Source organism: Brevibacterium sanguinis (assembly GCF_003315415.1).
Taxonomy (GTDB): Bacteria; Actinomycetota; Actinomycetes; order Actinomycetales; family Brevibacteriaceae; genus Brevibacterium; species Brevibacterium celere_A.
The window spans coordinates 69,302-89,967 of record NZ_QNSB01000006.1 but is presented as its reverse complement, the minus strand read 5'-3'; the positions used below and the strand labels follow the sequence as shown (position 1 = coordinate 89,967).

19 protein-coding genes are annotated in these 20,666 nt (G+C 65.0%); 13 read left to right on the top strand and 6 right to left on the bottom strand.

The window, feature by feature from the left end; genetic code table 11:
• Nucleotides 1-20: 20 nt before the first annotated feature.
• Nucleotides 21-872, top strand: a complete 852-nt coding sequence (locus DFO65_RS10215) for an aldo/keto reductase (protein ID WP_113904329.1) — start codon at nucleotides 21-23, stop codon at nucleotides 870-872.
• Between the two features lie 64 nt (nucleotides 873-936).
• Here the strand turns inward: DFO65_RS10215 and DFO65_RS10210 are convergent, their stop codons facing one another.
• On the bottom strand, nucleotides 937-2,181 hold the full coding sequence (locus DFO65_RS10210; protein ID WP_113904328.1) for an SLC13 family permease: 1,245 nt from the start codon (nucleotides 2,179-2,181) through the stop codon (nucleotides 937-939).
• Entirely contained in the window at nucleotides 2,178-2,909 is a 732-nt protein-coding gene (locus tag DFO65_RS10205; protein WP_113904327.1) for a GntR family transcriptional regulator, read from the bottom strand. The genes DFO65_RS10210 and DFO65_RS10205 overlap by 4 nt, the downstream gene beginning before the upstream one ends.
• A gap of 71 nt (nucleotides 2,910-2,980) precedes the next feature.
• Here DFO65_RS10205 and DFO65_RS10200 point away from each other — a divergent pair, with 71 nt between their 5' ends.
• A complete protein-coding gene (locus tag DFO65_RS10200) occupies nucleotides 2,981-3,766 on the top strand; it encodes an amidohydrolase family protein (protein ID WP_113904326.1) in 786 nt (261 codons plus the stop codon).
• Between the two features lies 1 nt (nucleotide 3,767).
• Here DFO65_RS10200 and DFO65_RS10195 read toward each other — a convergent pair whose 3' ends face one another.
• Together DFO65_RS10195 and DFO65_RS17195 are read right to left on the bottom strand one after the other, a co-directional pair.
• A complete protein-coding gene (locus tag DFO65_RS10195) occupies nucleotides 3,768-4,172 on the bottom strand; it encodes a DUF6157 family protein (RefSeq protein WP_113904325.1) in 405 nt (134 codons plus the stop codon).
• 69 nt (nucleotides 4,173-4,241) lie between these two features.
• Entirely contained in the window at nucleotides 4,242-5,435 is a 1,194-nt protein-coding gene (locus tag DFO65_RS17195; RefSeq protein WP_220151321.1) for a PDR/VanB family oxidoreductase, read from the bottom strand.
• 242 nt (nucleotides 5,436-5,677) lie between these two features.
• Here DFO65_RS17195 and DFO65_RS10185 point away from each other — a divergent pair, with 242 nt between their 5' ends.
• The 5 genes from DFO65_RS10185 (at nucleotide 5,678) to DFO65_RS10160 (ending at nucleotide 11,282) form a co-directional block, all read left to right on the top strand.
• Complete coding sequence (locus DFO65_RS10185; protein WP_113904324.1) at nucleotides 5,678-6,085, top strand: hypothetical protein; 408 nt, start codon at nucleotides 5,678-5,680, stop codon at nucleotides 6,083-6,085.
• Nucleotides 6,086-6,230: 145 nt separating this feature from the next.
• Nucleotides 6,231-7,721, top strand: coding sequence for a sodium:solute symporter family protein (locus DFO65_RS10180; RefSeq protein WP_113904323.1), 1,491 nt, complete (start codon nucleotides 6,231-6,233; stop codon nucleotides 7,719-7,721).
• Between the two features lie 273 nt (nucleotides 7,722-7,994).
• Nucleotides 7,995-9,530, top strand: a complete 1,536-nt coding sequence (locus DFO65_RS10175; RefSeq protein WP_113904322.1) for an APC family permease — start codon at nucleotides 7,995-7,997, stop codon at nucleotides 9,528-9,530.
• The gene (locus DFO65_RS17100) at nucleotides 9,527-10,147 is read left to right on the top strand and encodes a TetR/AcrR family transcriptional regulator (protein ID WP_181778696.1); all 621 of its coding nucleotides are present in this window, start codon (nucleotides 9,527-9,529) and stop codon (nucleotides 10,145-10,147) included. Before DFO65_RS10175 ends, DFO65_RS17100 begins: the two co-directional genes overlap by 4 nt.
• Nucleotides 10,140-11,282 (top strand): DmpA family aminopeptidase, encoded by a 1,143-nt coding sequence (locus tag DFO65_RS10160; protein ID WP_113904320.1) that lies wholly within the window; start codon nucleotides 10,140-10,142, stop codon nucleotides 11,280-11,282. The genes DFO65_RS17100 and DFO65_RS10160 overlap by 8 nt, the downstream gene beginning before the upstream one ends.
• 43 nt (nucleotides 11,283-11,325) lie before the next feature.
• Here DFO65_RS10160 and DFO65_RS10155 read toward each other — a convergent pair whose 3' ends face one another.
• Nucleotides 11,326-12,576, bottom strand: coding sequence for an ATP-binding protein (locus DFO65_RS10155; RefSeq protein WP_113904319.1), 1,251 nt, complete (start codon nucleotides 12,574-12,576; stop codon nucleotides 11,326-11,328).
• 277 nt (nucleotides 12,577-12,853) lie between these two features.
• Between DFO65_RS10155 and DFO65_RS10150 the strand changes: the two genes are divergently transcribed.
• The 6 genes from DFO65_RS10150 to DFO65_RS10125 all read left to right on the top strand — a co-directional run bounded on the left by DFO65_RS10150 (nucleotide 12,854) and on the right by DFO65_RS10125 (nucleotide 19,584).
• Nucleotides 12,854-14,002, top strand: a complete 1,149-nt coding sequence (locus DFO65_RS10150; protein ID WP_113904318.1) for a tripartite tricarboxylate transporter substrate-binding protein — start codon at nucleotides 12,854-12,856, stop codon at nucleotides 14,000-14,002.
• Nucleotides 14,002-14,496, top strand: a complete 495-nt coding sequence (locus DFO65_RS10145; protein WP_113904317.1) for a tripartite tricarboxylate transporter TctB family protein — start codon at nucleotides 14,002-14,004, stop codon at nucleotides 14,494-14,496. The genes DFO65_RS10150 and DFO65_RS10145 overlap by 1 nt, the downstream gene beginning before the upstream one ends.
• Nucleotides 14,497-14,517: 21 nt before the next feature.
• Nucleotides 14,518-16,038 (top strand): tripartite tricarboxylate transporter permease, encoded by a 1,521-nt coding sequence (locus DFO65_RS10140; RefSeq protein ID WP_113904316.1) that lies wholly within the window; start codon nucleotides 14,518-14,520, stop codon nucleotides 16,036-16,038.
• A 102-nt stretch (nucleotides 16,039-16,140) separates the two neighbouring features.
• On the top strand, nucleotides 16,141-16,881 hold the full coding sequence (locus DFO65_RS10135; protein WP_113904315.1) for an HpcH/HpaI aldolase family protein: 741 nt from the start codon (nucleotides 16,141-16,143) through the stop codon (nucleotides 16,879-16,881).
• Nucleotides 16,878-18,596 carry a dihydroxy-acid dehydratase gene (locus DFO65_RS10130; protein ID WP_113904314.1) on the top strand — a complete coding sequence of 573 codons (1,719 nt, stop codon included), beginning with the start codon at nucleotides 16,878-16,880 and terminating at the stop codon, nucleotides 18,594-18,596. The genes DFO65_RS10135 and DFO65_RS10130 overlap by 4 nt, the downstream gene beginning before the upstream one ends.
• 70 nt (nucleotides 18,597-18,666) lie before the next feature.
• Nucleotides 18,667-19,584: a LysR family transcriptional regulator gene (locus tag DFO65_RS10125; RefSeq protein ID WP_181778695.1), complete on the top strand. Its 918-nt coding sequence runs from the start codon at nucleotides 18,667-18,669 to the stop codon at nucleotides 19,582-19,584.
• A gap of 15 nt (nucleotides 19,585-19,599) precedes the next feature.
• Here the strand turns inward: DFO65_RS10125 and DFO65_RS10120 are convergent, their stop codons facing one another.
• Nucleotides 19,600-20,628, bottom strand: a complete 1,029-nt coding sequence (locus tag DFO65_RS10120; RefSeq protein WP_147233325.1) for a hypothetical protein — start codon at nucleotides 20,626-20,628, stop codon at nucleotides 19,600-19,602.
• Between the last annotated feature and the right edge of the window lie 38 nt (nucleotides 20,629-20,666).

The window sequence follows — 20,666 nt, the reverse complement described above, 5'->3', positions numbered from 1 at the left end:
GGGAGTCGTACCGTGGAGGAATGAGCGAACCGCAGCCCGAGATCCAGGTCCCCGAGTTCATCCTCAACGACGGAGCGCCGATCCCCGCGATCGGCCTCGGCACCTACAACCTCCGGGGCGAGGACGGTGTCGAGGCGATCCGTGCCGGGCTCGCCAACGGCTACCGGCTCCTCGACACCGCCGTGAACTACGAGAACGAGACCGAGGTGGGCCGGGTGATCGCGACCTGCGGCATCGACCGCGACGAGCTCTTCGTCACGAGCAAGATCCCCGGCCGCCATCACGGGTTCGACGAGGCGATCGCGAGCACCGAGGAATCATTGTCCAGGTTGGATCTCGCCTACCTCGACCTTCACCTCATCCACTGGCCCAACCCCAGCGTCGACAGGTACGTCGAGACCTGGCGCGGCCTCATCGAACTGCGCGAACGCGGACTCGTCCGCTCGATCGGGGTCTCGAACTTCACCGAGCCGATGCTCGAACGACTCGTCGAGGAGACCGGGGTGACGCCGGCGGTCAACCAGGTCGAGCTCCATCCCTACTTCCCCCAGCTGGAGCTGCTCACCTTCCACCGCGCCATGGACATCCGGACCGAATCCTGGTCACCCCTGCGCCGCGCCGGCTCCCTGCTCAGTGAGCCGGTCATCATCGAGATCGCCCGGGATCATGGGGTGGTTCCCGCCGAGGTGGTGCTGCGCTGGCATCACGAGCTCGGTGCCATCCCAATCCCCAAGTCCGCCGACCCTGCCCGGCAGCTGCTCAATCTCGACATCTTCGACTTCTCACTCACCTTCGCCGAGGTGGAGGCGATCTCCGGACTCGCGCGCGGCAGGATGAAGGACCGGGACCCGAACACCCACGAGGAGATGTAGCTGACCGGTCAGAGACGATCTGGACTCCCGATGAAGAACTCGGGCCCGTCTCGGTGAGCAGTGGTCACCAGGCCAAGAAGATCAGCCAGACGGCCACCGGAATGATCGCCACCATCGACATGCCCCAGGCCATCAGTCCCTTGAATGCCTTCTCCTGCTTGTCCTCCTCGGAGTTCGCCACCACCAGGGCACCTCCAGTGGAGAACGGTGAGGAATCGACGGCGGAGGCGGCGACACACAGCGCCAGCGTGAAGCCGAGGGCTGGGAGCTGTCCTGCCACGAGCAACGGTGCCGCGAGTGGAACGAGCACGCCGAACATGGCGTTCGTCGATGCGAACGCCGAGACGATACCTGCGATGTACATCATGAGCAGACCTGCGACGAGGGCGCTGCCGATGCCGACCACCGAGTTCGAGAGGTTGTCGACGACTCCGGCTCCCTGGAGCACGGAGACGTAGGTGATGATGCCGCCGATGAGGAGGACGACGCCCCAGCCGATTCCCGACATGCCCTCCTTGAGGTCGGCGGGCCACAGGGCGCCGAGCACGACGGCGGCGGTGAGGGCGAGGAATCCTACGTCGAGGCCGAAGAAGAGTCCGCCAACGAGTATGAGGGTGAAGAGGAGCAGTGTCAGCGTGTTCTTCGCCGACCATGGGCCGGTGCCAGCCTGGAGTTCCTCGCCGGTATCGGTTCCGCCGCTGTGGTGGAAGAGCCGGCGACCTCCGAAGACGAAGAAGGACACGATGTTGAGCGCGAGATTGAAGGCGAAGGTGACGAGGAAGATGGTGAGAGGGTCGACGGAGATGCCTTCGCCCTCGAGGACGCCGTTGACGATCGAGAAGTAGACGGCCAAGGGCGAGAACCCGCCGGCGTTGGTGCCGTTGATGATCGAGAGGCCGATGAGCACGGGATTGATCCGGTAGCGGGTCGCGAAAGCGAGTCCCACCGGAATGAGGATCGCGTTCGTCGCCGCCGAGATCGCACCCGAGCCGGTGATGACGGCGGCGAGGAGGAAGAAGACCCAGGGGATGAGGGCGGCTCGTCCCTTGACGAGGTCCACGGCTCCGTTGACGACATGATCCACCGTGCCGTTCGTGCGCGCCAGTCCGAAGAAGAACGTGACGCCAACCAGGGTGACGAGCAGGTTGCCGGGGAAGCCCGCTGAGATGTCGGCGGCTTCGAGAGAGAAATAGAAGGTGCCGAGGAGGAAAGCGGCGACGAGGGCGACGGCGCCCATATTGACCTTGCGCCACATCGCGATCGCGAAGATGGCAACAAGACCGACAACTCCGACGATCTCGGGAGTCATTTGATGTCCAATCGGTAGGTGAAGCCCAGCGCTTGTCCGCGGCTGGTGCGGTATTCGACGGGTGTTCCCAGGAGGTTGCGGGCTGTTCGCTCGATGCGCACAATCGGTGCGGCCAGGGTCATTCGCAGGTGTCCGGCGTCGGATTCGTCGGCGGGTTCGACGTGGAGAACTTCGGACGCCGAGGTGATGGTTTCTCCACACAGAGACTCGTACATGGGGTAGAGGAGAGGTTCGAATTTCTCCGAAGGCAACTCGACGAGCGCCTCGAACGTCGGCAACGGCAGGTGTATGGTCTCGAGGAGGCGTGGCGCCCCCTCGACGAGGCGGTGACGCTCAATGACGAGAATCTCGGCATCACCGGCGATATCGAGAGCGACGGCGACCTCTGCGCCGGCTGTGCGCACCTCGGTGGAGACGATCCGGCTCTCAGGGATGTCGGTCGAACTCTCGCCGAGGCGGAAGAAGCGCGTGAAGGAACTGGTGAAATCGACGCGCCGGACGAAGGTTCCGCGGCCCTGCTCACGAATGAGAAATCCTTCGATCGCAAGTTCGTTGAGGACGCGGCGCATCGTTCCGATGGAGATCCCGTACTCATCGGCGAGGCGACGTTCCGGCGGCAGGGGGGTGTCCGGCCCCCATTCTCCTTCAGCCATCCGCCGCTTGAGGTCGTCGCTGACCAGCACGTGCAAAGGCAATCGTGCATCGCCGGACAGGCGTGATTCTGTCATGGGGGTCACACTAGCGCAGATTGCTGTATAGGTCTATAGCTTTATAGCAATTGGCTCGGTAGAGTCACGGTATGACTTCGATGAACAGGCTTTCGACGGGAGAGTTCCTCTTCGACCCACCGCGGCCAGGGGCCGGTGACTATCACGCTCATATCTTCCACGCAAGACTGAGCGCGACGGCGAATCCGAGGTATGTTCCTGATTACGACGCCAGTGTCGACGAGTATATAGACATGCTTGGTCGCCACGGTCTTGACTGGGGCACACTTGTCCAGCCGAGCTTCCTCGGCGTTGATAACTCGCTGCTGCTTGAGACTCTGTCCTTCGATCCGGGCAGATTGCGAGGAGTGGCGGTCGTCGACGACAGCGATCCGTTCATGACGTGTACCGACCTCGATGAGTGGCACCGGATCGGGATACGCGGAGTCCGCCTCAACCTCATCGGCGTGAATGCGCCTGATCTGAACACCGAGAGATGGGTGGAATTCCTGTCGCGCATGAGGAGCCTTGGTTGGCACCTCGAGATTCAAGCGAAGGCCGAGAGGCTTGCCGAACTCGAACACGTGATCGAAGGTCTTCCCTGTCGCGTGGTCATCGACCACCTCGGGCTGCCGGATGATCCGGACCTCGATGTCCATCCCCTGTCTCGATTGGTCGGACTAGATCATCTGTGGGTGAAAGCATCCGGGCGCTATCGTTCGCCGAAAGGTTTCGCCGACGCGTTTCTCCGGCAGCTGCTCGACCGTGGATTCACCCGGTTGGTGTTCGGAAGCGATTGGCCCCATACTCGATTCGAAAACGCTGCCGCCGGTGCCTGGGAGTGGGCGAAGAGGCCGGAACTCCAGCCGACGACGTGACTCACGCTCGTTTCGAGCGCATCGCGTGGACCTGGGTGAGCGCAGTGTCCTCACTGAGGTGACGGTACTCCTCACTGCCGATCGGGACCAGGGCGATCCGGCTGGAACCGTCATGGTGGATGCCCCACCCGTGGGTCTTCGGCAGGGGCGAGGCGCGCAGGCATGCCTGTGACCTGGAGAAGAACTCTTCGCGTGCAGTCTCGCGCTCCTCGTCGCCCAAGCCGTTCCGGATCGCGTGGACCTCGAACAGGAGGTCGTCGGACGTCATCGTGTAGGGGGCATCGATGAGCAGCTCGTACTGGAGCTGAGCGATCGACGGCTTCTCCCGGGGAGTGGGCACCTTGGGCGAAGCCAGCGCGGAGTCCTGCGCCACCTTGATGAATGTGTTCGTGTAGTTGGTCGTCATGAATGCATTATCGACGCCTCGGCAAGGGCGAGGATTGGAGAAACGCGACAGGTGCCGGAGAGCGACGAGTCAGAGGTCGAGCGTGATCCGTGGGCCGCAGGCGCGCGAGACGCAGATCATCATCGTCTCCTGGGCGGCATGCTCCTCGGGGGAGAGGACCGAGTCGCGATGGTCGGCCTCACCGTCGAGGATCACCGTCTCGCACGTGCCGCACGTGCCCTTCTGACACGAGCTCAGCGTACGGATGCCCGCCTGGCCGAGGGCCTCGATGATCGAACAGCCGGGTGGGACGTCGACCTCGGACCCGTCGCCGAGCTCGACGACGAAGGGCTGGTCCGTGCCGGCTGAGGCGGTCGTTCGCGGGGAATTCGCCGCGTCGGCGGTCCGGAAGGAAGCCGTCGAGGTGGTGCCGCTCGGCGAGCCGAGCACGGGAGAACGGGCGGCTGAGCCGGTGGTGACGACGCCGGGGGCTGTCGACCCCGGCGGGCTCACGTCGCTGTCGAAGTCCTCGCTGATGACCGTGATCGCGGGATCGTCGGCGAATCCGATGTCGAGAGCGCGCATGAGAGGAACCGGCCCGCACGTGCAGACGGTGACCGGTGCTCCCACCTCGGCGCTCCACTCGCGGACCGCGGCGACGACATCGGGACGGCCGGATTCGGCCGTGGTGTGGATGCTGACTCTGTCTGTCCCGTAGGTGCGGGCGAGGTCCTCGGCGAAGGCCATCGACTCCAGTCGGCGTCCCACGTAGAGCAGATGCCAGTCGATCCCCGCCTCGGCGGCTGCCGCGACCATGACCGTGATCGGTGTGATCCCGATCCCGCCGGCGACGAAGAAGGTCGGGGTGTCACCTCGGTAGCCGAAGGTGTCCCGGGGCCCGCGAACAAGCAGGGAGGTGCAGGTGGGAAGGTGCTCGTGCAGCCAGGCGGAGCCGCCCCTGCCGGCGGCCTCGCGCAGGATCGCGATTCGGAGCACGCCCGATCCTTCACCCGGGCCGGTGGGCTCGCCGGCACCCACCTGGGTGACCAGCGAATAAAGGCGGATCGCCGGGCCGTCGGGGAGGGGGACGGCCACCTCGAGGTGGGAGCCGGGCGGGAAGGAGGCGGTCGCCTCGGCGGGGGAGAGCTCGACGAGGAGGACATCAGGGGCCACCTGCTGGGTCCGCGTGATCGGGACGGGTCGGAAACCCTGACGGATGAGCATGTCGAGGCTCACGCCGTCGAAGGCGCCGATCGATACGCTGCCCAGCATAGTTGCCGTCATTGGTCCTCTTCCCTGCATCCCTGCCCTGGACAGGGTTCGAGACTCTCGGTCGTTTCGGCTCCGAGACGCCAGCCCGGGCCGCTCAGTGGTCCCAGTGTGGATCCGTCCGGACCGTGCGGGCCACAGCAGTTCTCAATCCGCGGGAATCGGAAGCGGATGGTGGGCCTGAAAGTCGGTGGCGCATCCGATGCGGGCGAGACTAGTCTTGAACCGGAAGCCATCACTGCACGAAGGAGAGGGACATGAAGCTCAACACCGCAGTACTGCGTGCAATCCCGGGCGCTTTCATCCTCAATTCCGGCATCGGCAAGCTCGGCATGGACGAGGAGACGGCCAAGGGTCTGCAGGACACGGCCGCCAACGGCGTCCCCATGGTCAAGAAGATGTCGCCTGCCCAGTTCGGGAAGTTCCTCTCCTATGGGGAGATCGCGGTCGGCGCGGCACTGCTGTGTCCCTTCGTTCCGACGCGGATCGCCGGTGCCGCCCTGACGACGTTCGCCTCCGGGCTCGTCGCCAACTACTTCGCCATCGATGGCATGACCGAGGACGACGGCATCCGCCCTTCGCAGGAGGGAATCCCGCTGGCCAAGGACACCTGGCTGGTGGCGATCGGCACTTCGCTGATGCTCTCGGGAGGGTCGAAGAGCTGATTCCCAACGCCTGAGAACGGCTGTTGAGGCCCCAGGCCCAGGTGTCGAAGAGTGAGGACAGCCGAGGTCCAGCAGAGCGGTCTCTCAACGCGGAGAGTTCCCGAGGATTTCGGTCGACAGAAGTCCTCGAGAGAAGGAAACAACGATGTCTCCGTACTGGCTCATCGGCGCCCTCGCCGCCTACTTCCTCATCCTGCTCGGGGTCGCGCTGTACAAGCGGCGCACCGACACCGAATCCGACTACTTCCTCGGCGGCAATGTCATGCCGGCGTGGATGCTGGCGATGGCGTTCGTCGCCACCTGGTACGGCGGGAACTCCGCGCTCATCTCCGTCGATGAGGCCAACACGCAGGGAATGGGTTCGTGGTGGGTGCTCGGTGGGCCCACCGTCATCGCCGTCATCGCCCTGTTCGCCCTCGGGCCGGTGATCCGTCGCGCCGGTGCGCTGTCGCAGGACGGCATCATGACGACCCGCTACAACAGGACTGCGGGCACCGTACTCTCGATCGTCACGGCCGTCTACCTCATGGTGTGGGGTGCGAGCCAGATGGTGGCGCTCGGCCTGTTCTTCATGGTCTTCTTCAACATCAGCTTCGCGTTCGGCGTGGCCATCGGCATCGTCTTCTCCCTCCTCTACGCGATGATCGGCGGGTTCCGGGCCGTGGTGCTCACCGAGACCGCGCAGTTCGCGTTCTTCATGGTCGGCCTCATTGTCACATTCGTCGGGGCGGTCATCGTCTCCGGCGGTCCTGACGCGATCCTCACGACGATCGAGGCCAAGCGCGACGCCGCGTTCCTCAACCTGTGGGAGGGCTTCGGCCCCAACCTCGGCTACATCATCGCCTTCGGCCTCGCGTTCACGATCGACCCCGCCGCCTGGCAGCGTCTGCAGGCGACGAAGTCCCCGCGTGAGGCCCGCAAGGTCAGCGCGCATGCGATGGTCTACTTCATCCCGCTGTACTTCCTCGTCGTGTTCACCGGCATCGCCTCGATCGCGGCCTTCGACGAACCGCCGGAGGAGGGCATCGTCGCGACCCTGGCGACCAGCCACTTCCTGCCGATCTTCGGCGTCATCGTGTTCATCGGCATCGCCGCAGCGATCATGTCGACGATCTGCACGACCCTCAATCTCTCCTCCCTCTACCTCACCGAGCTGACGACGAAGGCCATGCGCGGCGGGGCGAGTGAGAAGCAGAAGGTGTGGATCGCCCGGGTCGGCACCGTGGTCGCCGCAGTGATCGGGTTCATCGTCTCCGTCCAGTTGCCGAGCGCACTCAAGCTCCTGGCGCTCGCCTCCGAGATGCTCGCCGCAGGCGTGTTCTTCCCGCTGGTCCTCGGCTTCTTCTGGCGCCGTGCGAACTCCGCCGGGGCGATCGCCTCGATCATCGGAGGAGGCGGCTTCATCGTCTACGGATTCCTCATCGAACTCGGCGTCGGCCTCCCGCACTTCTGGGCCGAGGGCGCGGTGACCCGTGTGCTCATCGGACTCGGCATCAGTCTCGCCCTCTACGTCGGAGTGTCCCTGGCGACCACGCCCGAGTACGCGAAGGCCGATGCGTTCCTCTCCGGAGGTCGCCGAGGCGCTGACGAGGACCATGGTGAAGGCCCGCGCCGGGGTGAGACCGCCGCCGTCTAGCCGTTCCGGTTCACGTTCGGTGCCGGCGTCCGGGTGCGAGTCCGAACGCCGGCACCGAACGTGAACCGACATCGACTGCGAGGCGAGGCGCCGATTTCGGGAGCAGGTGGGGATCCGAGGGGAGTGCTGCCGGGCGAACGAAGGCAGACTTGAACGCGTGTTCATGGAACTCTTCGAGTGAACATGCCCAAAGCTCTTGAATAGTTGGTTAACTTCCGTACAGTTGTTCAAAGGTGATGTGCGGCACGACGGAGTGCCGCTGAAGGGACAGCCATGACAAGTCATCGAACAGTGGACACGGAATCGCTTGCGTCGGGCAGGCTGCGCACCGTCGACATCGTCTTCTTCGTCGTCTCCGCGGCGGCACCGTTGACCGTCGCGGTGAGTTCAGCGCCGTTGGCATTCCTCGTCGGTGGGATCGGTGCCCCGGGGGCGATGCTCGCCAGCGGGGTGGTGCTCATCCTCTTCGCGATCGGATTCACCGCCATGTCGCGTTTCGTCCGCAACACCGGTGCCTTCTACGCCTATGCCGCCGCCGGTCTCGGGAAACCGATCGGAATCGGCGTCGCCTTCGTCACCATCGTCGCCTACGGCTTCCTCTGCATCTGCTTCTTCGCCCTCCTCGGCTTCTACGCCGAGCTCACCTTCTCCAACCTGTTCGGCGTCGAGGTGCCTTGGGGAATCTGGAGCTGTCTCTCGATCCTCATCGTCGGGATACTCGGATACCGTCGCATCGACGTCGGCGCCAGAGTACTCGCCGTTCTCCTCACCCTCGAGATCGCCATTCTTCTCATCATCTCCATCGCCGTCATCGCACAGAACGGTTCGAACATCGCTGCGGCCACTGCAGCTTCATTCGACCCGAGCAACGTCTTCTTCGCCGCCGGGGCGAGTGCGCTCTTCGTCTTCGGATTCGGTGCGTTCCTCGGGTTCGAGGGCACCGTCATCTATTCCGAGGAGGCTCGCGATTCTCGGCGCAGCGTGCCCCGGGCCACGTACATTGCGATCGCCTTCCTCGCGGTCTTCTACGCCTTCACCTTCTGGTCCCTCACAGTGGCGTTCGGCGTGGAGGGAGTCATCGCCTTCGCCAGTTCCGAAGGGTTCGAGGAGATGATGTTCGTCGCCGGCACCGACTCTCTGGGGACATGGGCGACGGTCGTCATGGAGATCCTCATTGTCACGAGCTTCTTCGCCTGCACACTTGCCTTCCACAATGCCTGTGCCCGCTACCTGTTCTCCCTCGGTCGGGAACGACTGTTGCCGAAGGCCCTCTCCCGCACCCACCGGCGGACGCATTCCCCGCACGTGGCCAGCCTTTCCCTGACGGTGATCTCGTTCCTCCCGATCATCGTCGCCGCACTGCTGGGGGCCGACCCGTTCCTCGGCATCGGACTGTGGACCTACGCCATCGGCGTCGCCGGTCTGATCTTCGCCCAGGGGATCGCCGCGGTCTCCGTCATCGGCTTCTTCGCCAAGGACCGCAGAGGGTACCCCGTCTGGCGAGTGCTCGTGGCGCCGGTCCTCGGTGCCCTCGGACTGCTGACGGCCTTCGCAGTGATCGTGCTCAACTTCGATCTCGTCTCGGGAACGGAGGGACCAGTGAACGGCGTGATGATCGCCAGCATCCCGGTGATCTTCGGCTTCGGCATCGGAGTGGGGCTGGTGATGAGACGCCGAGCTCCCGAACGGTATGCTGCACTCGGACGATCGGCCGCTGCCGAAGCGGACTCTCGGCCCGAGAAGGACTCGACCGCAGCAGCCGACCCCGCCTCCGGGCCGGGATCGATCGAATCGGAAGCGAGACAGTGACGCCGACCAAACGTGAGCAGAAGCGCCAGGATCTGCTGCGAGCGACCAGTCAGGTCATCGGCGAGCACGGGTTCTCCGGAGTCAGCGTCCGGGCCGTCGCCGCGCGGGCACAGGTGAGCGTCGGCAGCGTCCTCTACCATTTCGACAGCTTCGATGCCTTGCTGGAGACCGCGATCCGCGGTGCGATCGATGAGTTCATCGACCGCCGCAGGCAGTTGGCCGAGCAGCATGCCGATCCGACTTCGCGCTTGCGCGCGACCATCGACGCTGGCATTCCGGAGACGATCAGCGACGATCTGCGCGTCGTGTACGAAGCATCGGCGATTCTCCGCGAACGTCCCCACCTGAGAACGCACATCACCGTGCTCCTCGAACGGCAGGTCGCTCTCTACTCGACGATCATCCAGGTGGGCACCGCACTCGGCGAGTTCCGTCCCCGGATGGACGTCGAGGCGATCGCGCAGAACCTCGTCGCACTCGAGGATGCCTACGACCTCTACCTCCTCGATCCCGACAACTGGCAACGCGAGCGATACTTCGCGAACACCCTCGCATTCGCAGAGGTCGCTCTCGACGTCTCCCTGACCCCCGACGCCAAGGACGCGGCCCATGACTGATATCTCGGACCTCCCCGCAGCCGACGGCCCCCGCGCCCGTGATCTCGGCATGGACCTCGATGGGCAGCCGGGGAAGTGGAATGCGATCACTGATGTGCCGGGTCTGCAGGTGGGGTACGCGACGATCATCGAGGACTCTCCGGTCGTCGCCCGGACCGGCGTCACCGTGATCCTGCCGAGAGGACGCGAAGCCGCCGCCCGGCCCTGTGCGGCCGGCGTGTCCGTGCTCAACGGCAACGGCGAGCTGACCGGGAGGGCCTGGATCGACGAAGCCGGACAGCTGCAGACTCCGATCGGGATCACCAATTCGCACGCGGTCGGTGCGGTCCACTGCGGTATCGACCGCTGGATGGCCCGCCACCACCCCGAGGCGGCCGCACAGTGGATGCTGCCGGTCGTCGGCGAGACCTGGGACGGTTATCTCAACTCGATCAATGCCGATACGGTCTCCCCGGAGCACGCCGAAGCCGCCCTCGACGCCGCAGCCGGCGGCCGAGTGGCCGAAGGCAATGTCGGCGGCGGCACCGGAATGAACTGCTACGGATTCAAGGGCGGCACCGGCACCGCCTCACGCGTGGTGACCTCTGGCGACCGGGAGTGGACCGTCGGGGTGCTCGTGCAGGCGAACTTCGGGGCCCGCAGGGAACTCCGCGTCAATGGCAGGCCTCTGGGCAGGATGTCGGCCGCACCCAGCCCGATGGAGTCGACGAACTGGTTCCAGGAGGAGACCGCCTCGGCGCGGAGAGCCGTGGCCGGAGCGGGCAGCGTCATCGTCATCGTCGCCACCGATGCTCCGCTGCTCCCCATCCAGTGCCAGGCACTGGCGCGACGGGTGCCTCTCGGGCTCGCCCGCACCGGGACCACCGGCAGTCATTTCTCCGGCGACATCTTCCTCGCGTTCTCCACCGCCAATGAGGGCCGACTGCACTCCCGGATGGGCACTCCGGCCGGCACCATCGACACTGTCGAGCATCTCGCCTGGGGCGGTATCGACCCGTTCTATGCGGCCGTGGTCGAGGCGACAGAGGAGTCCGTGCTCAACGCCCTGGTTGCCGCCCGCGATCTCGCCGGTCGCGATGGCCATGCCAGCTTCGCACTGCCTCACGAGGAGATCCGGAGGGCGTTCGCCAGCTGATTGTCCGCGATGTCGCTCGAGGAGTTGGGACGCCTGCTCAGTATCACGGTCCCAGCAGGGCCAGCGGCACCACGGCGATTCCATCCGCCCGGCGATACGCGGTGGTTCCGGTCGTGACGACGACGAGATCTGCGACTCTGTCGGGGACCTCGCCGCGGAGCCACTTGAGGTGGCGTACGTCGGAGTCGGTCACTTCGGGGGCCAGTTTGATTTCAATTCCGACGATACGGCCGTCGGGGCCTTGAACGACCAGATCGACTTCGTGGTCGCCGCCGCGCACCCGCAGGTGGCTCACGGTGGCTTCCGCTGCTTGTGCAATGACGCGCACGGTGAGGGTGACCAGTGACTCGAACAATGGTCCAGCCATATGTGCCCCTGCCGGTGTCAGCAAGGAGGACGCGCTCAGGTTGAGGAGCGTCATCGCCAGGGCAGGATCGGCCAGGTGATGTTTCGGCGCGAGCTGAAGGCGTCGAATTGGACTGTTCGTCGATGCCCAGCCGGGAACCGGGTCCAGCAACCAGAGTTGAGACAGGTGGTCCCGGTAGGCGATCGTCGTCGGCTTGGAGGGTTGAGCGCCGTCGCCGCCGGTCGTCGCATCGAGCAGGCGGGAGTACGCGGTAGTCGTCGAGGAAGCTGCCGCGTATGCGGCCAGCCACCGTCTGAGAGTCTCCGGTCGACGAACGGTGAGACCTTGCTCCGGAAGGTCCTGGTCGATGATTCGCTGTACATATGCAGCCAGCAGACCGCGGCGCAGCCGGGGAGGAGTCGTCATGATGCCGGGAAATCCGCTGGCGGCAATTGCTTCCGCGTAATCGGGGAGCCCTAAATCCGAGGATCCGTTGATCGGGGCAGCGCTGTCCGCCAGCAGATCGGTCAATGACACCGTGGGCGTGGAGAGATCGCGTTCGTGCAGGCCCATGGGACGCATTCGCAATGAGAGGATCCGCCCAGCTCCGCTGTGAGTGCCGGCCGAATCGACTGGTGTGGCCGAGCCTGTGAGGATGAAGCGCCCCGGTGGAGCTTTCGCGTCCACCTGCCGTCGGACGGAATCCCAGACCTGAGGAAGCTTCTGCCATTCGTCAAAGAGTACTGTGCCCTCCGGCAGTGAATTCAGAGCGAAATCCGCCTGGATGATGTCGCGCTGGGCCGGGTCGTCCAAGTTCCAGACAGCATGAGCTCGGCGTAGTGCCGTGTCGGTCTTTCCGACACCTTTCGGACCATCGATGGCGATCGCTGGTGCATGGGGAAGGAGTTCATCGAGTTCTGAATCGATTGTGCGCTGGAGGTAGACCACTCTGTTGCCCCTGGAGTTCTCAGATGGGAATCTGACGCCTTTCGATGGTGCTACTTTACCATTTGCGGGTGACTTACTTTACCTTCTGCGGGCGATCTACTTGACTTTTTGCGGGGCCTGCAGTTGACGACCTGATCGCCGTCTTGCGGTGACCTTGGAGACGAAGTCGTTCCCAGTTGAAGCCAGCGTTCAGATTTCAAGTCCGAACATTGGCATCAATGTATGAACAGAATCTCGGCAGCCGAAGTTCCGCCTTGAGCGTCCAGCGCATCGTCCCATGCCGAGCCCAAAAGGTATGGACCGATACTCGAAGGGTTCGTGCGGAGTATTGCCCGTCCTGCATGCCGATCCTAATGTGAGGTATGGCACACAGAAATGCGATCTGCGCCCTGCCGACGACCGACCACGAGGGAGTGGAATGAAGCGATTGACCCGACGGAATTTCCTCGGTACCTCGGCGCTCGCAGGCGGTGCTATGGCGCTGTCTGGATGCGGCCTCGTAAGCACGACCGGGATGCTCGGCGCCGGCGACAGGTTCCCGGCTCGCAACATCGAGATGAGCGTCGGATTCTCCGCAGGGGGCAGCACGGACGTGCTCGGACGGGCGCTGGCCGATTCCGCCGCCGAGGTGCTCGGTCGCGCGATCCCCGTGATCAACCGTCCCGGAGCGAACGGCAGCCTCGCCGCCGACCAGCTCACCCGGGCTCCCGCGGATGGGCACTTCATCGGCGTCGTCAACGCCTCCACGGTGATGATCACCCCTTTCGCGGTGCCGGAGAACGAAGCCGTCCAGCTCGAAGACTTGGATCTGCTCATGGGAACGACCCGCGACGACTACATCCTCGTCACCACGCCGGACTCGCCCTACAGCAACGTTGAGGACCTCGTGAGCTCGGGCAAGCGAATCACCTACGGCACGACGGGCTTCGGCAGTGGAGCGCAATTCGCAGCCTCCCTTCTGTTCGCCTCAGCAGGGATCGACGGTGCCGATATCCCTTTCGGCGGGGACTCGCCAGCCATCACTGCGATCCTCGGCAATCAGGTCGACGTCGCGAGCGTCCAGTTCTCCGCGGCTCACGAATACGTGACCTCGGGGAAGCTCAAAGCCGTCGCGGTCTTCTCTGAGCAGCGAAATCCGCAGTTGCCCGACGCTGCCACAGCCATGGAGCAGGGAGCGGAGGTCGTCGTCTCCCAGTACCGGCTCGTCTGCCTGCCCAAGGGTGCACCAGCGGACAACCGCAGGATCCTCACCGAGGCATTCACCGAGGCGGCGCGCAGCGACCGCTTCCTCACGCAGTGCGAGCAGATGGTCGTCCTCCCCGACTTCTATCCCGAGGAGGAAGTGCGAACGATGATCGCCGAGGCGCGCGACAACTACCGTCGGATGCTCACCGAGTACGGAATCGACATGAGGGGCCAGGGCTGATGGACGACACCACCGACGAGGAAACCGTCGATCCGACTGCCGCGTCGGAGGCATCACCGGGAGTCATTCGAGCCAATCGCACCATCGCCGTCGTCCTCATGCTCATCTCCGCAGTCGTCATCTGGCAGTCGCTGGCGATGGGCGTGGGAATACTCAACGATCCAGCGGCCGGCAGCTGGCCACTCATCCTCGGCGTTGTGCTGGGCATTTCGGCTGTCGCAATCGCCGTCCGCCCGAGCGCGGTCAACGACATCTCCGATATCGGCACCAAGTTCCGCAAACCCCTCCTCGGCATTGTCTCCGTCATCGCCTACGGCCTCCTGCTGCCCGTGCTCGGATTCGAGCTGTTGTCGTTGGCGCTGATGATCGTGTGGCTGCGCTTCCTCGGTGGGGAGTCATGGAGGTCCACGGTCATTGGCTCCGTGGTCATCGTCGTGGTCCTCTACCTCATCTTCATCGTGGCTCTCGCCGTCCCGATTCCCCGAATCCTCTGATCGCTGCGAAGGACTGACATCATGGACACCTTCAACGACGTCCTCCTCGGCTTCGCCACAGTGCTCGAGCCGATGAACCTCCTGTTCTGCCTCATCGGCGTGGTCGTGGGCATGATCATCGGCGTGCTGCCAGGGCTCGGCCCTTCGGCGACGATCGCGATCCTGCTGCCGGTCACCTATTCCCTCGAACCGACCGGCGCGATCATCATGCTTGCCGGGATCTTCTACGGAGCGATCTACGGCGGCACCATCACCGCAGTGCTGTTGCGGCTTCCCGGCGAGGCGGCAAGCGTCGTCACCTCCCTCGACGGATATCCCATGGCCAGGCAGGGGCGAGGCGGGGTTGCGATGACGGTCGCGGCGGTCGCGTCGTTCATCGGCGGCACCGCCTCCATCATCGTCCTCACCCTAATCGCTCCGCTCATCTCGTCCGTCGCGGTGAGTTTCGGTCCTCCCGAGTTCGCCGTCCTCACGCTCATCGGCGTTGCCCTCGTCGTCTCCGTCGGATCCGGCAGGGTGTCGAAATCCGTCGCAGCGGCCGCCTTCGGACTCATCCTGGCCACCGTCGGCCGCGACGAGCTCTCCGGCGAGTCCCGCTTCACCTTCGGATCGTTGGAGCTCATCGACGGTTTCGACTTCGTCATCATCGCCATGGGTGTCTTCGGCCTCGCCGAGATCCTCGACAACCTCAAGGCGAAGGGGGAGAAGCCACCTGCGCCGATCCCCATCACCCAGGTCCGGCCGACTCGTGCTGAGACGAAGCAGATGGTCGGCCCGATTGCCCGCGGTGGGATTCTCGGCTTCTTCCTCGGTCTGCTGCCGGGAGGCGGAGCCACCCTGTCAGCCCTCGTCTCGTATGCCACGGAGCGCAGCTGGGCGAAGGACAAGTCCCGCTTCGGCAGGGGCGCGATCGAAGGCGTCGCCGGACCAGAGACCGCCAACAACGCCGCCGCCACCTCGTCGTTCATTCCGCTTCTCACCCTCGGGATCCCAGCGAATCCGGCGATGGCAATGCTTTTCGGCGCGTTCCTCGTCGTCGGCGTCACCCCGGGCCCGAACCTCGTGAACACCGACCCCGAGCTGTTCTGGGGCGTCATCAACTCGATGTACATCGGGAACATCTTCCTCATCATCATGGCGATCCCGCTCGTTGGGGTTTTCATCAAAGTGCTGTCGATCAAACCCTCCTACCTGGCCGCCATCTGCGTCATGGTCACTGTGCTCGGCGTCTTCAGCCTCCGGCAGTCCCCGACCGACATCATCTGGCTGGCGGTGTTCGGTGCCCTTGGCTACGCGATGAAGAACTTCGGCTTCGCTCCCGGTCCGCTCGTCCTCGCCTTCATCCTCGGCGGCATCCTCGAACCGGCATTCCGCCAGTCGATGACCCTCTTCGACGGCAACCTGCTCGGATTCGCTACCCGGCCGATCTCCGGGTCCCTCCTCGCCGTCGCCGTACTCACGATCGCGGCCCTGACCGTCATCCGACTGCGCCGCCGCTCCCGAGGACCGGTTCTGTCGGAGACCGTCCTCGTCGACGACTGAGCTCTCGCGACGGCTGCGATCCCGAATCTGCGGCCGCCCCGGCGGTGACGACCGCCGCCCACACCCGCTCCGACCTCGCACAGCAAAGTAAGGACTCCTCTCATGACCATTCCTGAGCTCGCCTTCTTCAGCCAGACCGGTGACCCCGTGATTCTCGAGATCGCTGCCCGCCGAGGCGCCGATTTCGTCGTCGTCGACGTCCAGCACGGGCCGTACTCCCGGGTGAACCTGAGGTCGCAGATGCAGGCGATCGAAGCTGGTGGGTCGCGAGGTTTCGTTCGGCTGTCGGCCGTCAGCGGGGAGAACGTCGGTGCAGCTCTCGACTCGGGAGCCCATGGCCTCATCGCTCCGCTGATCAACTCTGCCGACGACGCCCGGGACCTCGTGCGGTTCGCGAAGTTCCCACCGGTCGGGGTGCGGTCGTTCGGCTTGTCCCGCCAGTCGGACCTCACTACCCTGTCGATCCGCGAGGTCAACGACAGGCTCGAACTCTTCGCTATGATCGAGACCGCCCAGGGGCTGGCGAACGTTGAGGAGATCGCGGCCGTCGACGGGATCAGCGGCCTCTACCTCGGTCCTACCGATCTCTCGATCGCCCTCGGCGGCACCCGCTACGGGGATCCATCCATCGTAGACGCCTTCGACGACGCGGCGGCCCGGATCCTGACCGCAGCCCGGGTGGGTGGGAAGAAGGCGGCGTTCCACGGCCGAACCTCGACGATGATCGGCCCTCGGCTGGAACAGGGGTTCACGACCGGCGTGCTCGCCTCCGACCTCACCCTGTTGGCGACTGCGATCGAGACGAATCTCGAGGAGATGCGCACGCTCGAGGTGGGCCGATGAGCGAGCCGGATCTCTCCCTCCGCAGCCACCGCTGGTTCCAAGTGCCGGGCCTGCGGACCTTCGGCCACCGCTCGAGGGCCAAGCAGATGGGTTACGACGACATCGACCTCGACGGCAGGCCCGTGATCGCTCTCATCAACACCTGGTCCGACATCAATCCCTGCCACGCGCACTTCAAGGACCGGGTCACCGATCTCAAGCGCGGCGTTCTCGAGGCCGGGGGGCTGCCCCTGGAGATCCCCGCGATCGCCCTGGCGGAGAACTTCCAGAAGCCGACGACTATGCTCTACCGCAATCTCCTCGCCCTCGAAACCGAGGAGCTGCTGCGGTCCTACCCCATCGACGGGGCGGTGCTCATGGGCGGGTGCGACAAGACCACCCCGGGTCTGCTCATGGGGGCGCTGAGCATCGATCTGCCGAGCATCTTCTTCCCCGCCGGGCCCATGCTCAAGGGCTGTTGGAGAGGCAACGTCCTCGGCAGCGGTTCCGATAGCTGGAAGTACTGGGACGAATTGCGCGCCGGTGGGATCGACGAGTGCGAATGGTCCCAGATCGAGGCAGGCATCGCCCGTTCCGTGGGGCACTGTATGACCATGGGCACCGCTTCGACGATGACCGCCGTCGCCGAGGCGATGGGAATGACCCTGCCGGGTGCCTCGTCGATCCCGGCCGCTCTTTCTCACCACAACCGGATGGCGGTGGCGACTGGTCGGAGAATCGTCTCTCTCGTCGAGGAAGGCCTTCGCATCCGTGAGATCGTCGGCGCCGAAGCGATTCACAACGCGACCGTGGCCGCGCTGTCCCTGGGCGGGTCGACGAATGCCGCCATTCATCTCGTCGCGCTCGCCCGTCGGGCCGGGGTCGAGTTCGGCCTCGACGACATCGGCCGATTGGCCGACACGGTGCCGGTGCTGTCGAACATCCGGCCTGCCGGAACCTACCTGATGGAGGACTACTTCGATGCCGGCGGCCTGCCGGCTCAGCTGCGCCTGCTTGGCAACCACTTGGAGTTGGAAGCCCGCACGGTCTCCGGGGGAAGCCTCGGCGAGGATATCGCCGCTGCCGAGGTGGTCGCCCCCGACATCATCCGCGACCCCGGGAATCCTGTCGACAAGGGTCCCGCGCTCGCGGTGCTGCGCGGCAACCTCTGCCCCGACGGGGCGCTGATCAAACCGACGACGGTGTCCCGGCGACTGCGACGGCATTCGGGACCGGCGCTCGTCTTTGACGGCTACGAGGATATGAAGGCCCGGATCGACGATCCAGGACTCGATGTCGACGAGGACACGGTGCTCGTCCTCCGTGGTGTCGGGCCCATCGGGGGACCGGGAATGCCGGAATGGGGAATGATCCCCATTCCACAGCGCCTGGTCGAGCAGGGAGTCCGTGACATGGTGCGAATCTCCGACGCCCGCATGAGCGGGACCAGCTACGGGGCCTGCGTGCTGCACGTGGCTCCGGAATCAGCCGTCGGTGGTCCCCTGTCGAAGCTCCGCACCGGGGATCTCGTCTCCCTCGACATCGACGCCCGAACTTTGGCAGCGGAGGTCGACGCTGAGGAGTGGGCGTTGCGGGAGAGCATAGAGGCGCCTCGTCGCCGGGGCGAGGAACGTGGTTACCTCCGGCTCTTCCTCGACCATGTCGAGCAGGCCGACAAGGGATGCGACTTCGACTTCCTGCAGGGGGTGAATGCGACGGAGCCGGCGATCTGCTGATCGTCGACGCGAGTTCCGCGCCACGGACGCCAAGACGGGTGCCGGCAGTGGGGAACTACGATCTTCTGTCATGAACGGCGTGAACTACACCTTCGACCAGTTGCGCAGTTTCCTGGTGCTCAGCGAGGAGCTCAACTTCGGACGAGCCGCGAAGGTTCTGTCCATCACTCAGCCGCCTCTGACTCGGCAGATCCGCAAACTCGAGCGCAGTCTGGGGTTCGACCTGTTCGTCCGACACCGCAATGGCGTCGAGCTCACTCGAGCCGGGCTCGAGTTCCGCGAGGGAGCATACCGGATCTTCACCGCCGCGCGTGCGGCCCAGGATTCCGCCGCGGCGCAGGCGAAAGCCACCGAGGTGACAGTGCGGGTCGGATTCACCGGTCTGGGCGCGGTCATGGTACTCCCGACCCTGCTGTCAAGACTCGCCCGAACCCACCCGCGGATTCGCATCACCGTCGTCGAGGCGGTCTCCCCGGAGCAGTACGATCTGCTCGACCGCGGGGAGCTCGATCTAGGAGTGGTGCGTCCGCTCGGCTCCACAGCGGGCATCGATCTGCACCGGATGAGCGCCGAGCCGCTGGTTGTCGCCCTCCCGGCAGGTCGGGGACCCGAGGGAACAGGTCCGATCTCGCCCGGCGATCTGCGGGGGCTGGCGATGATCGCCTTCGACCGGAAGCGCTCACCCCTGCTTGCGCGGTTCACCGATGACTGGGCCGACCGCTATCAACTCGAGGTCTCGGCCAAAGTGTCACAGGTGCTGCCGGGCGTGGCCCTGGCCGCCAGTGGCCTCGGATTCTCGGTGGCACCCGCCTCGGTGATGTCAATGGACTTCGCCGGTGTGGACTACCGGCGGATAGTGACCACTCCGGACACCGAGCCGCCGGTGCTGCCCCTCGCCGTCGCCGAGGCGAAGGAAGGTGGGAATCCTGCTGCCGCCGATGTGAGGCGAGTCCTCGTGGAGATCGGCCGGGAATTCGACGAACGGTAGACGGCGCCAAGACGTTCAGTCCCACCTGACCGTCGGTTCCCCAGCGGTGAAATCCACGCTGGGCTTCTTGAGTCCTGATCCCGTCATGTTCCTGTAGGGCACGTCGACGCCGTCCTTCTCGGCCGTGAAGTTCATCTCGACGTTGATGCCTCCTCGGGCTGTGACCAGGGTCGGCTGCTGGTCGTCGATCTCTGCGTCCAGGGCGTCCAGTGCCTTGTCGCCGTCGGGGGTGAGTTGGCGCTTGACGGAGTTCTCCACCGGAGTGTGACCGGCGGGCAGGCTCACGTTCGTCAGGTCCATTCCGCACGGGGTCGACAGCGTCGTCATGGCGATGCATTCCTCGAGAGAATTCCGGACCAGCTCGCGGAAGGACTCCAACCCCTCATCCGACAGCTTGGGCCGCAGCTGCGTGACGGCCACCGAATCCTTCGGGCCGGAGATGGTGACGATGTCCTCGGGGAGGGTGAACTCCTGTCTGCCGAGGTCGATGCGGTAGCTTCCCGGGAAGACGGTGACCATCCGCCCGACGGACGCGCCGTTGACGGTCGGTTCGAGTCCTTGCAGGTAGGGAAGCTCTACCGAGAACGTCCCATTGGTGATGAGCCTGCCTTCGTCGCTGAGGTCGTGGACCTCGAAGGTCGTCGACATCTCACGATCCCCGAGCCTGAACGTCGCGGGCACCTCGGTGGAGCCATCCGTCGACGAGTTCTCCTCCACGACGATGTCGCTGATGGGGGTGAGCTCCAGTGATTCCTGGAGGACCTCGTCGCTGAGCAGCGAATCGTCCGAGTTCAGGCCGAGACTGACCAGTGAGCGTGCGGTCGACGCGTCCCCTTCGGACAAGGCGGTGAGGTATTGGGTGACGAGATCCGACGCCTGAGGCTGCGATCGGTCGTCACCGGGTCGAACCAGAGGGACGATGAGGATGGCGGCGAGCACCAGGGCACCCCCGACGACGAGGACGGCGAGCAGAGGCTTCGACGGCCGCTTCGTCTTCGCCGGCTGGGGCACATGGGGAGCTGGTGGCTGCGTGCTGACGCTCATGGCCCAAGTCTAGATTCAGCCCACGAAGGTCTCGAGAC

Coding starts and splice junctions, on each gene's coding strand:
- DFO65_RS10215 (WP_113904329.1), top strand. CDS start 21: ATGAGCGAACCGCAGCCCGAGATCCAGGTCCCCGAGTTCATCCTCAAC.
- DFO65_RS10210 (WP_113904328.1), bottom strand. CDS start 2,181: ATGACTCCCGAGATCGTCGGAGTTGTCGGTCTTGTTGCCATCTTCGCG.
- DFO65_RS10205 (WP_113904327.1), bottom strand. CDS start 2,909: ATGACAGAATCACGCCTGTCCGGCGATGCACGATTGCCTTTGCACGTG.
- DFO65_RS10200 (WP_113904326.1), top strand. CDS start 2,981: ATGACTTCGATGAACAGGCTTTCGACGGGAGAGTTCCTCTTCGACCCA.
- DFO65_RS10195 (WP_113904325.1), bottom strand. CDS start 4,172: ATGACGACCAACTACACGAACACATTCATCAAGGTGGCGCAGGACTCC.
- DFO65_RS17195 (WP_220151321.1), bottom strand. CDS start 5,435: ATGACGGCAACTATGCTGGGCAGCGTATCGATCGGCGCCTTCGACGGC.
- DFO65_RS10185 (WP_113904324.1), top strand. CDS start 5,678: ATGAAGCTCAACACCGCAGTACTGCGTGCAATCCCGGGCGCTTTCATC.
- DFO65_RS10180 (WP_113904323.1), top strand. CDS start 6,231: ATGTCTCCGTACTGGCTCATCGGCGCCCTCGCCGCCTACTTCCTCATC.
- DFO65_RS10175 (WP_113904322.1), top strand. CDS start 7,995: ATGACAAGTCATCGAACAGTGGACACGGAATCGCTTGCGTCGGGCAGG.
- DFO65_RS10160 (WP_113904320.1), top strand. CDS start 10,140: ATGACTGATATCTCGGACCTCCCCGCAGCCGACGGCCCCCGCGCCCGT.
- DFO65_RS10150 (WP_113904318.1), top strand. CDS start 12,854: ATGCCGAGCCCAAAAGGTATGGACCGATACTCGAAGGGTTCGTGCGGA.
- DFO65_RS10145 (WP_113904317.1), top strand. CDS start 14,002: ATGGACGACACCACCGACGAGGAAACCGTCGATCCGACTGCCGCGTCG.
- DFO65_RS10140 (WP_113904316.1), top strand. CDS start 14,518: ATGGACACCTTCAACGACGTCCTCCTCGGCTTCGCCACAGTGCTCGAG.
- DFO65_RS10135 (WP_113904315.1), top strand. CDS start 16,141: ATGACCATTCCTGAGCTCGCCTTCTTCAGCCAGACCGGTGACCCCGTG.
- DFO65_RS10130 (WP_113904314.1), top strand. CDS start 16,878: ATGAGCGAGCCGGATCTCTCCCTCCGCAGCCACCGCTGGTTCCAAGTG.
- DFO65_RS10125 (WP_181778695.1), top strand. CDS start 18,667: ATGAACGGCGTGAACTACACCTTCGACCAGTTGCGCAGTTTCCTGGTG.
- DFO65_RS10120 (WP_147233325.1), bottom strand. CDS start 20,628: ATGAGCGTCAGCACGCAGCCACCAGCTCCCCATGTGCCCCAGCCGGCG.